Here is a 12,548-nt window from a genome sequence, read left to right as displayed (position 1 = left end):
TCATCTTTATGGAGGTTAACACAATGAAAAGAAGGGTAGTTCTCTCTTTATTATTTAGTATTAGTATCATAAGTGCCTGTGCTGATCATGAAAAAAATCATCAGACAAATGAAGACCAGAACCATGTACCTGTAGCGCAATCTAATAACGAAAATAGTGTAACAACTGAAACTCTTCAACGAATAGAGGATCAGCTACATTCTGATTTACCTATTAAAATGCCAACGACTTTACCGGTTGCACGAGATGCTTTTTTAACAGCTACTACAAGGTCTAAAGGAGATCAGGTTGAAATTATCTTTTATGAAAGCAAAGAGAATATGCCAATTAATGATATTCGATTAAAGAAATCAGCGGCTGTTATCGGAAGATTGATAGTTAAGCAATATAAAAGTGCTGAAGGTGCTAGTACACAAATAGCGTTTGATAATTTTAGCCAAAATGGTGGGCAAGAAGTTGATCTTGGTTACCATATAAAAGGTTATCAAGATGCCGGTGCTGGCTCGTTATGGACTGGTTGGAATGAAGGACGATGGGCAATCGCCACGCATACACGGACTGACAATCCTGAGGCAGGTGTAAAGCTTGCAAAGCAGGCTGTAGAATATTTAGAAAGTCATATGCTACCAATCCCTAAACAATACGGTATGGCTCAGTTAGATGCTTATCAATCAGGCAATTTAGTTGTTTGGCAGGATGAAAAGCTTGTCTACACACTCGATTCGATAAAAGATCCTTTAAAAGCACTAGAAGTAGCCACAGCATTTTATCAATAATAGCAATCCTAGAGCGCACGATGCTCTAGGATTTTTTTATAGTATTTTACTTTACAGTTTCCACCAGATTTTTGTATTCACTAAATCGTTGTTGCCAATCCTCCATTGGGAAACTTTGATGTTCAACGCCACTCAATAAATCAGCTAATAGATCAAGACATATGTGCCATCCTGCTATATCTTTCGGTGTGTGGTCCGTTAGCTCTTGAAGGGTCTCCACTAATAGTAATAATGAGCCATCCTCAGTAGAGGACAGTTCAAATCTCACTGTATCTGTACCCCAATCAAATGCCAGTACTTGTTTTTCAGCATAATCCGTTATGGCTATTTCCTCATAGGCATCTGTTCCATCGTTCATATTAAAATGCATTTTACCATTCTTACGAAGATCAATAATTTCTAGATTACTCATCCATTTTTGTAGGTTTTCATTTTTAGTGATTACTGCCCAAACAGCGTCTACTGAATAGGGTAGCGGTCGTTTGAACTTTACAACATGGTGATTGGATTGTTTTTCAATAGTAGCTAACATTAGCATCCTCCTAATTTCTTCGTCTTTAGGGTTTTGACATCATTATAGGTGTTCTGTATGAACTGTGAAAGCAGAAAGCCATCTGAAAATAGCAATTTCTAAAAAGTTAACTTTAGGATAATATTGTTAAAAAGGAGAGATGGATATGACACATCAGCAAGCATTAGAAAGCTATATACAAGCAACAAATACGCATGATTTTAATCAAGTAAAGGCTATTTTGCATCCACAAGTGGTTTATTGGTTCTCCGACAAAACGTGCACTACTACAGAAGAAATTGAGGCGTACTTCAACCATTCATGGCATGTAATTAAAGAAGAAGTCTATTCGGCTACCGATGTAAAATGGCTAACAGTTGATGAAAAAACAGCTACCTGTCTTTATACATATCACTATGAAGGCTATCATAACGAAAAATTTGTATCAGGTAGCGGTAGAGCAACGAATATCTTTACACTGGTTAATGATGAATGGAAGCTAATTCATGAACATTTGAGTGGTGCTCAATAAAACAATTTTAATGCAACTTGAACAATCAAAAATGAAATAATAATAATTAGTAGTATTTTAGCTACTTTAAACGGAATGTGTGGCAGCACTAGAAGACCTAACTGGGAACCTATAATGGAGCCTATTGCCATAGCAATCGCATAACGCCATTGAATAAAGCCGCTTTGATAAAAAATAGCAAATGCGCCTGTACAGCTTCCAAAGATGAGTACACGTGTGAGCTGTACAGCCTGTATATAAGTGTGATGACAACGTAGATAATGTAAAATACTGAATGTTGAAGAGCCGGGTCCAAAGCCACCATCATACATGGCAATGAAAAACGGTTGCCAAAGATGATGAGTTTTATGTTGTGTTCGATCAGGAATTTCTGTCCATTCTTTATGCTTCAAGGTTACGATTAAAGCCAAGATAAGTAGTACACAGGCTGTGTAGGTCATCGTTTGTTCTGATAGTGCCACTGTTAGAAGTGCGCCACAAATTCCTCCTCCAGTAGCAATAGCTATATATTTTATAATGGATGTAAAATGTAGCTCCTTATGGTAGAGCAGATAAAAAATACTGGATAAAGCTGAAATGCCTGTCGAAAATTTGTTAGTTGCAATACTTGTTTGAATAGGGATACCGACAAGCATCATGGCTGGAAGTGTAATCAGTCCTCCTCCTCCTGCAAGTGTGCCGATAAAGGCTGCTACCACGCCAATACATACGAGTGTTAAAGAAATATTTATATATAAAAGTCCAGTTAAGCAAAATAGTACAAAAAACAACAAAAGAAATAATTTTTTCATTCGCTTCTCCCTTTACTTTAATAGCTTTAGGGTAAATGCAAATAATATATAAATCTAATATATTATTTTTGGAAATATATAAATATATTTTATATTAGTAGGAGGTTAAAGAGTGAGAGTACTACGAACAGAGGAAGAACTAAAAAATTTGTTGGCATCAGATGACTGGCTCATGAACGTTTTAGCAACTGTAGAAGCGTTACATCTCGCAGATTGGTGGATATGTGCAGGGGTCATTCGTTCTATGGTATGGGATTACCTTTATGAAAAAGAAGATAGAACACCAATTGCTGATATTGATGTGATATATTTTGATAAAGCAAATTTAGCAGAAGAAATTGAGAAACATTACGAGCGCGAGCTAAGAAAGATATCTCCAAACGAGCCTTGGTCTGTGAAAAATCAGGCACGCATGCATGTGCTAAATGAAAGTAAGCCATATCAATCTGCTTTAGATGGAATCGCTCATTTTCCTGAAATACCAACTGCAATCGGTGTAAAATTAACAAGTGGTTCACTAGAAATTGCTGCACCGTACGGTATTAAACATTTAGGAGCTGGCATTGTAGAGCCAACACCATTTTTCCTCGAAAATAAGCATAACTATGCGATTTATCGCCAAAGAATTCATCACAAACAGTGGCATTTAAGTTGGCCGAGGTTAGAAATAAATCTTCAGTAAGACGTGAAAGAGGTGATTCCATTGCAACAAGATAAAACTTATGTAATCAAGCATTATGAAAAATCAATTGATTGGATAAGCGAGTTGAGGAGCATATCCGAGGATCAATGGCGTATGCCTATCGAACCTGGAAAGTGGACAGTTGCAGAGGTGATTGGCCATCTTCCTCCATGGGATGAATTTGTGTTACATCATCGTATTCCTTTTCTTTTTACAGGGGAATGCCTACCAAAAGGACCAGATGTAACACATTTGAATACGCTGGCAGCTAAGAAAAGTAGTGAACAATCTATGGATGAAACAATCACTGATTTTATTTCCACAAGGAGTCAATTACTACAGGCCATTCAGCCATTTACAGATGATCAGTGGCAGCAGTCATTTAAAATTGGGCAGTCAGAGCTGACCATTGTCGACTATTTTGTAGGATTAATCAATCATGATTCACATCATTTTTCACAAATTCAGCATGTTATACATGTATAGGAGTTAGCATATGGATATCAAATATTTAATTGATTACTTTGCACATGCTTCTGTAAAATTCACAGATGTTTTTACTAAAAGAATGGAGCCTGGTGAAGTGGATGTAGGGAGAACAACAGCGCCAGAAAAGTGTGGATTAGTTGTGCCACTTGCAGGTAGTGCCGTATTTAGCTTTGATGGAACGCCCTATGTGATGGAGCCAGGAATGATTGTCCATGCAGGACCTCAAATGCCAATAGAAATTAAAGTGACTGGCCACAAAGGTTGGGAGTATGCAGTCGTTCATTATAGTCTACCTACAGAGGAAGCGGCTCTTTTTCCACTAGCAGAGCAGCATTTTCCAATCAATACAGGCTTTAACACGCAAATCATTAGCCATGTTCAACAATTAATAGAAAGCTATTCCTTTCCAGGTAACATGGCAATATTTAAGTCTAAGACCTTATTTATGAATTTGCTGGAAAATATTCTTTTAGCGGCAAAAATGAAGGTTTTGGATAGTGCTAATGAATTGATGGAACAGACATTACAGTATATTCATGAACACTATGCGGAGCAGATTTCTGTGTCAAATATTTCTAGGGAATTTGGAATTGAACGTCGTCGTTTTGCCTATTTATTTGAGCAGCACACGGGCATGAATCCGAGCACTTATATAACAGAATACCGTATACGTCGTGCGAAGGACTTACTAGAATATGATGTGATTCCTGTAGCTGAAGTAGCAGAATGTGTCGGATATGTAGATTGTTTTTATTTTAGTAGAGTATTTAAAAAATGTACGGGTTTGTCACCTTCAGCCTATCGAAAGATAAAAATTGAGGAAGCTAAATACGGATAGAAAGCTGTTTCTTATAAAAAAGAAACAGTTTTTTATTGATTAAATCGGCAAAAATCCATGTCATTTTCGAAATCGTCCATTCACAATCCTTTTTCTCTTTGTTAGGATAATATCCGTAAATGATAATGAGTATCAATTGTGTATTGACATACATATGAAAACGATTATCATTATCAATATGAGCTCGTTAGGGGAGAATATCTATGAATAAATATTTTAAAATGTGTGCTCCTGCACTTTTAGCATTATCACTGGCTGCATGTGGGACTGATAAGGCAGAAGAGTCTACGTCTACAAATAATACAGCAGAGACAAGTGCAACAGAATCACAGACAGAGCAAGCTACAACACAGACAATTACGTACTTAGGTGAGAAATACGAGATTCCAGCAGAAGTGAACAATATTGTTGCTGCAAGTCTAGAATCAATGGAAGATGCTGCAATGCTTGGTATTAAACCAGTAGGTGTACTTGAAGTTGGTGGTAAGGTCCCTGCTTATCTAGCATCTGATTTTGAAGGTGCTACACTTGTAGGTAATAAAATGGAGCCAAATGCCGAAGCCATTCTTAATCTTGATCCGGATGTAATCGTGGGTACTTCAAAATTCCCTGAAGAAACGGCTGAAAAGCTTAATAAAATTCAAACAATGATTCCATACTCACATATCTCAACAAACTGGAAGGAAAATCTAACATTGCTAGCACAGCTTGCTGGTAAAGAAGATGATGCTAAGAAAATTATCTCTGACTATGAAGCAAAAGTGGCTGATGCACAAGTGAAATCTAAAGAGCAATTAGCAGATAAGCAAGTGTTAATCATCCGTGTTCGTGGTGGTGTGATGTACATCTATCCAGCAGGTGTTTATTTAAATCCTGTACTATATGAAGATTTAGGAGCACCAGTTCCAGAAGTGGTAACAACAGCTAAAGCACAAGCTGAATTATCACTTGAAACATTAGCTCAAGTAAATCCAGATGCGATTTTCTTACAATTCGAGGATTCAGAGAATAAGGATACTCCAAAAGCTTTAGAAGACCTACAAAAGAATCCAATTTTCACGAGCTTAAAGGCATCACAAAATAATCAAATTTTCGTTAACACAATTGAACCATTAGCACAAGGTGGTACTGCTTGGTCTAAGGTGAAATTCTTAGATGCCGCAGCTGAAAATTTACTTAAATAGTATGAACAGGCTGGTAGTAGATTTGGTGATATCACCGGGCTATTACCAGCCTTTTGTAAGATATCGTATTTTTCATTCAGCAGAGGTTTGAATGTGGTTGTTTTCCAAGGGGTATAAAACAACTGAGTGATCGACATTGTGTGCTGCGAAATTGATAAAGAAAAAGGTGTGAAAGTTGAAAAAAACAAACATAGTGTCATTTTCAATATTAGCGGTATCTCCTTTCCTTATTGCCATTGTGGCACTTGTTTCCGTTATGTATGGAACAAAAGATATTAGTGCAATCACAGTGTGGCAGGCGATGACAGAATTCGATCCTTCTAATGTTGATCATCAAATCGTACGGACAGGCCGTATTCCTAGAATAGCCGCAGTATTGCTAGTTGGAGCATTTTTAGCAGTAGCCGGAGCAATAATGCAGGGGATTACACGGAATTATTTAGCCTCCCCTTCATTAATGGGTGTCAACGATGGCTCTGCATTTGTCATAACATTAGCCATCGTCTTTTTTCCAGGTCTTCCAAACTATCAGATGATTTTATTATCGATGCTAGGCTCTGCATTAGGAGCAGGCATTGTCTTTGGTTTTGGTTCATTAATTCGCAATGGCTTATCACCAGTAAGGCTAGCCATTATTGGAACGGTCATTGGTACATTTTTAAGTAGTATTGCTACAGCGATTGCAATGTATTTCCAAGTATCGCAAACAGTAAGTGCTTGGTATAACACGAAGGTACATATGGTAGATATGGATATGCTCATCCTTTCTATTCCGTTTGGTTTAACAGGGTTAGTCTTGGCTTTATTATCAGCAAAGGCCATTACCATTACTTCGCTAGGTGAAGATATTGCAATGGGCTTAGGACAGAAAACAAAAGCAGTGCGGATTATTAGTATGCTAGCAGTAGTATGCTTGACGGGGACAGCAGTTGCCCTCGTTGGAAAGATCGCCTTTGTTGGTTTGGTCATACCGCATATTACGCGCTTCCTAGTGGGTGTCGATTATCGCTATATCATTCCTTGTGCAGCTGTCATCGGTGCCTTTTTCTTAGCACTTTGTGATGTACTTAGCCGATTTGTCAATTATCCATTTGAAACGCCAATTGGGGTCTTAACAGCATTGGTTGGTGTACCGTTCTTCTTATACTTAGTTCGAAAGCACGGAGGTGAAAAACGTGCGTAAAAAAACCTCAGGTGTATTCTTTTTAACCATGTCGATGCTTATTTTAGTGATTTTCGTTGCGAGCTATTTACATATTACAAATGGTGTGTTCGATATGTCTGTGATGGATGTCATCAAAACATTGTTGCGTATTGAGCCAAATTCAAAGTTTGATCTTGTCATATTTGAATTTCGCTTACCACGAATTGTCATTGCTGGACTCGTTGGGATTGGCTTAGGTATGGCTGGTGTTGTATTACAAGGTATTACACGCAATGGACTAGCAGACCCAGGTATTTTAGGGATCAATGCTGGGGCTGGTGCAGCGGTCGTAATATTTATGTTCTTCTTTCAATTAAAACTAGTGAGTGCGGATATGAGCAGCTGGTTGTCTATTTTAATGATGCCATTGTTCGGTTTTATAGGTGGAACGATTGCTGCTGTATTAATTTTTTCATTTGCCTTGAAAAATGGTCATCTCGATATGCAGCGATTAATCTTAACAGGGATTGCAATTAATAGTGGATTTGGCGCTTTGTCCTTGTTTTTATCCTTAAAAATGAGTGCGCAGGATTTTGAATCAGCAGCCATTTGGATGGCGGGTTCTATTTATAATGCGAATTGGATTTTTGCACTTACGATGTTACCTTGGCTCTTGTTCTTAGGGATTTATGTGCATAGAAAATCATATTTACTCGATTATTTTCAGCTTGAAGAGGATAGCATTACGAGCTTAGGAATCGCTGTTGAAAAGGAGAAAATGAAGCTATTATTAGCCAGTGTTGGTCTTGTTAGTGCCTGTGTATCTGTATCAGGGAGTATTGGTTTCATCGGTTTAATGGCACCACATATTGCGAAGCAACTTGTCGGTATACAGCACCGCTACGTCATGCCAGTAAGTGCACTGATTGGTGCAGCCTTGCTCATCTTAGCTGATTTTATCGGCAAAACCGTATTTGCCCCATCGGAACTGGCTGTGGGGATTGTTGTTTCAATTATTGGAATCCCGTATTTCTTGTATTTACTTGTGAAATCTAAGGCATAGGAGGAAATGGTGTGCAAACTGCATTTAGAATGGAAAACTTGGCGTCTGGTTATGAGCAGGTTGCTGTCTTTGAAGGGTTAAATTTAACGATAGAGGAGGGCAAAGTGACAACAATCATTGGTCCGAATGGTTGTGGTAAATCAACCCTCCTTAAAACGATAGGGCGTATTTTAAAAAAGCAACAAGGCACGGTTTATTTGCAGGAGCAAAACATGCAAAATTTATCGACAAAAGATATTGCAAAAAAACTAGCGATATTATCTCAAACACCTGTTGCTCCAGGTCAATTAAAAGTGGAGGAGTTAATAGCCTATGGTCGTTATCCACACCGAAACAATGTCAATCGTTTAACAAACAAGGATGAGGAAATGATTGAGTGGGCATTAACGGTCACGAATACGATGGAGTATCGGAATCGAGAGCTTGGGCAGCTTTCAGGAGGGCAGCGTCAGCGTGTTTGGCTAGCTATGGCTTTAGCACAGGAAACAAATATTTTGTTGTTGGACGAACCTACGACGTATTTAGATATGGCACACCAGTTAGAAGTCTTGGATATTGTCAAAAGCTTAAATGAACAGCACAACTGTACAATTGTGATGGTTCTACATGATATTAACCACGCTGCTAGATATTCGGATCAACTTATTGCGATGCGTAAGGGTGTTATTATGCAAACGGGAACACCTCAGGAAATATTAAGTGCAGACGTGATGCGTAAAGTATTTAACATCGATGCTCGTATTATGGAAGATCCCGTAACGAATACACCTGTATGCTACGGCTATGACGTTTTGAAGGAGGATATCAAATGACTAAAGCAGTAATAGACTATGCTACGAAACAAGTGACTTCAAAATTGACAGATTATACGTACACGATTAACATCTATGTACCACATGAGGAAGCACCAGAGGAAGGCTTTCCTGTTTTGTATGTACTAGATGGATCATCTTATTTTAATCTTGTAAAGGAAGCAGTACGTCTACAAAGTCGCAACGCACCAAAAACGGGTATTCTGCCATCCATTGTCGTTGGTATTGGGCATGGCGATGATATGCGTGAAAGACGTTTCTATGATTTTACAGCGCCAGCCGAGACATATATTTATCCTGCAAGATTTAAAGGCAAGGGTCATGAAAAGCTTGGTGGAGCAGTAAACTTTAGTCGATTTATAGAGGAAGAGCTAAAGCCAACTATTGAAACTCATTATCCAGTAAATAAAGAGCAGCAAGCTTTATTTGGCCATTCTCTAGGAGGATACTTTACGCTTTGGCAACTATTTCACCGTCAACCTAGCTTTCAACGCTATCTAGCAATTAGCCCTTCCATCTGGTGGAACGAGCATGAGTTAGTGCAATGTGCTTCAGTATTTTTAAACGAGCATCAGGATATAAAGGAAACATTGTTTATGAGCGCAGGTGAACTTGAAACCTTTATGGTTGATGATGCACGACAAATGGCGACTGTGTTAGAAAAAATAATGACTGTTGACTTTTATGAGGCTTTAGACGAAAATCATGCTTCTATCGTACCAACAGTTATGAGTAGAGCGATACGCTTTATGCATAAATCACAATAATAGGGTGACCGCATTATCTTTTGATAATGTGGTTTTTTTAATAATAAAATACTTGAATTGTACGCATAATAAAGGAAATTTGGTCATCTGTCTGGGATAAATGGAGGCGCTGTATGCAAAATAAAAATTTGAAAAACCCAGTATTTATTATTGCTAGTGGGGCAATTTTACTCTTGGTCATTATTGGAGCAATAATACCGGAACAATTTAAGAATGTAGCAAACAGCGTATTTCATATGACAACGGATTATTTTGGTTGGTTTTATTTAATGGCAGTCTTTATTATCGTTCTTTTTCTACTTGGCTTGGCGATAAGCAAGTATGGCACCATTCGCTTGGGATCAGAAGAGGGTCGTCCCGAATTTAGTTTTCTAACATGGATTTCTATGCTTTTTTCTGCTGGACTTGGTGTTGGATTGGTCTTTTGGGGAGTGGCTGAACCTATGAGTCATTACTTTTCACCGCCCTTTAGTGACACAGAGCCGCTATCAACAGATGCAGCTAGATTAGCGATGGGTTATGCATTCTTTCATTGGGGATTAAGTCAGTGGTCTGTTTATGCAATATTGGGGCTTGTTATGGCTTATGTACAATTTAATAAAAAAAGGAATATGCTCATCTCTACCGCTTTAGAGCCTGTCACGGGAACAAATCGACTAGTTAAAGGAACGATTGATATTCTAGCTGTTATTGCTACTGTTATGGGGGTAGCGACATCTATTGGGCTTGGCGTATTACAAACTAACGGAGGTCTGACTTTCGTTTTTGGTTTACCTGATACATTTCTCTTACAAGTAGCCATTATTGTCATAATGTTTATTGGCTATATGTTATCGGCAACTACAGGTCTGCAAAGGGGAATGAAAATCTTAAGTAATGTCAATATGACCTTAGCGATTATCTTGCTTTTATTTGTTTTTATAACAGGTCCAACAGTATTTATTCTCGAAACCTTTACACTTGCGATAGGTGATTATATTTCAAACTTTATTCAATATAGTTTAAGAATGCAGCCCTACGTAGGTGGGACTTGGGTAAAAGATTGGACCATCTTTTACTGGGCATGGGCAATAGCGTGGTCACCCTTTGTTGGCTCCTTTATTGCACGTGTATCGAAAGGAAGGACTATTCGAGAATTCATAATAGGGGTATTAATTATACCACCCCTTATTGCCTGCTTTTGGATTGCCACTTTTGGTGGAACCGCGATGTGGTTTGATTTACATCAAGATGCACAAATTGCTCAAACGGTTCATAGCGATGTCACAGTGGCCTTATTTCAAATGTTAGAGCACTTGCCCCTTTCAACAATTGCCTCTGTTATTGGACTACTGCTAATCGTTATATTTTTAATTACCTCTGCAGATTCTGCCACTTTTATTATGGCGAGTATGACGACAAAAGGTTCATTAAATCCGTCCGTATTTTCGAAGCTAGTATGGGGAATTTTAATGGCTGCTATCTCAGGTGTTTTATTGTATACCGGAGGGCTTGAAGCACTGCAAACAGCTTCTTTAATTGCCGCTTTACCATTTACTGTGATTTTGCTGTTATTAATGATTTCCTACATTAAAATGATGAAGAATGAGATTATTCCTCTTAAGAAAAAGGATATTCAACGTTTGAAAATAGCGAGAAAGCATATTGAAAAGGAAGAAAAATCTAAAGAAAAAAATTAAAACACAAAGAAACCGTATGATTGAATACGGTTTTTTGATGTATTAATATAAAATATAATTAATATTAATACATTTAGGGGGTGTTTAGTAATGGAACTATTTATAGCAGAAATCAAGGATGCACCAGTCATACATAGGGTAATGCTACAGGCATTTAGAGAGTATGAACAAGCAACTCCTCCATCTAGTGCATTAAGTGAAACAGTGGAATCCATTGAACAGGCAATGCAGAATGGACAACAGGCTTTTATTGGCTATATGGAGAAACAGCCAGTTGCCATGGTAAGATTTACGCTCAGTTCAGAGGGGATCTACTTTTTTAGATTATCAGTTATTCCTGAAAGACAGGGACGAGGCTTAGCAAAAGTACTGATCGCGAAGCTTGAACAATATGCACTGTCGAATGGAAAAACAATCAGTCAATGTAAAGTACGTATGAGTGTCCCACGAAATATTGAGTTATATCGCTCATTGGGTTATGTTGTAACGAAGGAAGAAATGGGGGAAAGTCTGGCTATTGCGACGATGGAAAAGAGGCTTTCAAATTAGGAGGAGTTTAGTTGAGGAAAAAACTTGGCTGCTTGCATGCACATCATTCCAATATAGAGTACATAGAGCAAGCTTTTAAAAGTAATGAAGATATTGAACTGATTCATTTTGTGGACCCAGGTGTGATACATCAAGTGGCAAAAGGTCTAGATGGTTTAGCACTTAAAGTCAGGGAGCAAATTGGATGGATAGTTAGCTGTGATGTGGATGCCATTTTAATAACGTGCACCAATTACATTGCCTTGTTAGAAGAGCAGGATTTGCTCAACCTCTCAATCCCTATATTAAAAATTGATGAGCCTTTTTTTGCAAGCATATGTAGCGTACAACAGCCTCAAACCATTCTTTTTACCAATCCTGCGACGGTAGAAGGAACGATGACAAGACTTCAGCAATATGCTAAGCAACAAGGAATATCAGTAAATGTTGTGGCAAAAGTTATCGAGCATACATTCGATCTCATTATGCAGGGGAAAAAGGAAGCCTATAATGATGCAATTTTAAGGACTCTGTATACTTTATCAGATGATTATAGGTACGTATCGGTTGCTCAACTCTCGATGGTGGATGCGGCACAACAATTTGAAGAGCAAACAGCTATAACGATTCATCATCCATTAAGGACAGTAGCTGATGTTGTGATGAGAACTATAGAAATATAGCTCTTTTAAATTATCGGAATTATCTGTAACAAATTATTCATAACAAACGTTTCATGAGAAATGGGGGGA

The 12,548-nt window shown here is 38.1% G+C and carries 15 protein-coding genes; 13 read left to right on the top strand and 2 right to left on the bottom strand.

Features of this window, described 5'->3' with window-relative positions; translation table 11 throughout:
• Positions 1 to 23: 23 nt before the first annotated feature.
• Positions 24 to 776, top strand: coding sequence for a hypothetical protein (locus GJU32_RS18155; protein WP_155593332.1), 753 nt, complete (start codon positions 24 to 26; stop codon positions 774 to 776).
• A 46-nt stretch (positions 777 to 822) separates the two neighbouring features.
• Here the strand turns inward: GJU32_RS18155 and GJU32_RS18150 are convergent, their stop codons facing one another.
• A complete protein-coding gene (locus GJU32_RS18150) occupies positions 823 to 1,308 on the bottom strand; it encodes an SRPBCC family protein (RefSeq protein WP_155593331.1) in 486 nt (161 codons plus the stop codon).
• A 145-nt stretch (positions 1,309 to 1,453) separates the two neighbouring features.
• Between GJU32_RS18150 and GJU32_RS18145 the strand changes: the two genes are divergently transcribed.
• Positions 1,454 to 1,819, top strand: coding sequence for a YybH family protein (locus GJU32_RS18145; RefSeq protein WP_155593330.1), 366 nt, complete (start codon positions 1,454 to 1,456; stop codon positions 1,817 to 1,819).
• On the opposite strand, the gene GJU32_RS18140 is transcribed toward GJU32_RS18145, so the two are convergent.
• A complete protein-coding gene (locus GJU32_RS18140) occupies positions 1,813 to 2,610 on the bottom strand; it encodes a sulfite exporter TauE/SafE family protein (RefSeq protein ID WP_155593329.1) in 798 nt (265 codons plus the stop codon). The genes GJU32_RS18145 and GJU32_RS18140 overlap by 7 nt on opposite strands.
• 112 nt (positions 2,611 to 2,722) lie before the next feature.
• Here GJU32_RS18140 and GJU32_RS18135 point away from each other — a divergent pair, with 112 nt between their 5' ends.
• The 11 genes from GJU32_RS18135 to GJU32_RS18085 all read left to right on the top strand — a co-directional run bounded on the left by GJU32_RS18135 (position 2,723) and on the right by GJU32_RS18085 (position 12,479).
• Positions 2,723 to 3,292, top strand: a complete 570-nt coding sequence (locus tag GJU32_RS18135) for a nucleotidyltransferase family protein (RefSeq protein WP_155593328.1) — start codon at positions 2,723 to 2,725, stop codon at positions 3,290 to 3,292.
• A 21-nt stretch (positions 3,293 to 3,313) separates the two neighbouring features.
• Positions 3,314 to 3,778, top strand: a complete 465-nt coding sequence (locus tag GJU32_RS18130; protein WP_155593327.1) for a DinB family protein — start codon at positions 3,314 to 3,316, stop codon at positions 3,776 to 3,778.
• 10 nt (positions 3,779 to 3,788) lie between these two features.
• Complete coding sequence (locus tag GJU32_RS18125; protein ID WP_155593326.1) at positions 3,789 to 4,619, top strand: helix-turn-helix domain-containing protein; 831 nt, start codon at positions 3,789 to 3,791, stop codon at positions 4,617 to 4,619.
• Between the two features lie 203 nt (positions 4,620 to 4,822).
• Positions 4,823 to 5,803, top strand: a complete 981-nt coding sequence (locus GJU32_RS18120; RefSeq protein ID WP_155593325.1) for an ABC transporter substrate-binding protein — start codon at positions 4,823 to 4,825, stop codon at positions 5,801 to 5,803.
• 175 nt (positions 5,804 to 5,978) lie between these two features.
• Positions 5,979 to 6,986, top strand: coding sequence for a FecCD family ABC transporter permease (locus GJU32_RS18115; protein ID WP_155593324.1), 1,008 nt, complete (start codon positions 5,979 to 5,981; stop codon positions 6,984 to 6,986).
• Positions 6,987 to 7,014: 28 nt separating this feature from the next.
• Entirely contained in the window at positions 7,015 to 8,010 is a 996-nt protein-coding gene (locus GJU32_RS18110) for a FecCD family ABC transporter permease (protein WP_155593360.1), read from the top strand.
• Positions 8,011 to 8,039: 29 nt separating this feature from the next.
• Complete coding sequence (locus GJU32_RS18105) at positions 8,040 to 8,822, top strand: ABC transporter ATP-binding protein (protein WP_155593359.1); 783 nt, start codon at positions 8,040 to 8,042, stop codon at positions 8,820 to 8,822.
• Complete coding sequence (locus tag GJU32_RS18100) at positions 8,819 to 9,589, top strand: alpha/beta hydrolase (protein ID WP_155593323.1); 771 nt, start codon at positions 8,819 to 8,821, stop codon at positions 9,587 to 9,589. The genes GJU32_RS18105 and GJU32_RS18100 overlap by 4 nt, the downstream gene beginning before the upstream one ends.
• 113 nt (positions 9,590 to 9,702) lie before the next feature.
• Positions 9,703 to 11,268 carry a BCCT family transporter gene (locus GJU32_RS18095; RefSeq protein ID WP_155593322.1) on the top strand — a complete coding sequence of 522 codons (1,566 nt, stop codon included), beginning with the start codon at positions 9,703 to 9,705 and terminating at the stop codon, positions 11,266 to 11,268.
• Positions 11,269 to 11,358: 90 nt separating this feature from the next.
• Entirely contained in the window at positions 11,359 to 11,817 is a 459-nt protein-coding gene (locus GJU32_RS18090; protein WP_155593321.1) for a GNAT family N-acetyltransferase, read from the top strand.
• Positions 11,818 to 11,828: 11 nt separating this feature from the next.
• Positions 11,829 to 12,479: a hypothetical protein gene (locus GJU32_RS18085; RefSeq protein ID WP_155593320.1), complete on the top strand. Its 651-nt coding sequence runs from the start codon at positions 11,829 to 11,831 to the stop codon at positions 12,477 to 12,479.
• Positions 12,480 to 12,548: the final 69 nt, after the last annotated feature.

The sequence above is a fragment of the Lysinibacillus cavernae genome (genome assembly GCF_009724685.1).
In the GTDB taxonomy this organism is placed as follows: Bacteria; Bacillota; Bacilli; order Bacillales_A; family Planococcaceae; genus Lysinibacillus; species Lysinibacillus cavernae.
This window is presented reverse-complemented; position numbering and strand designations above follow the sequence as displayed.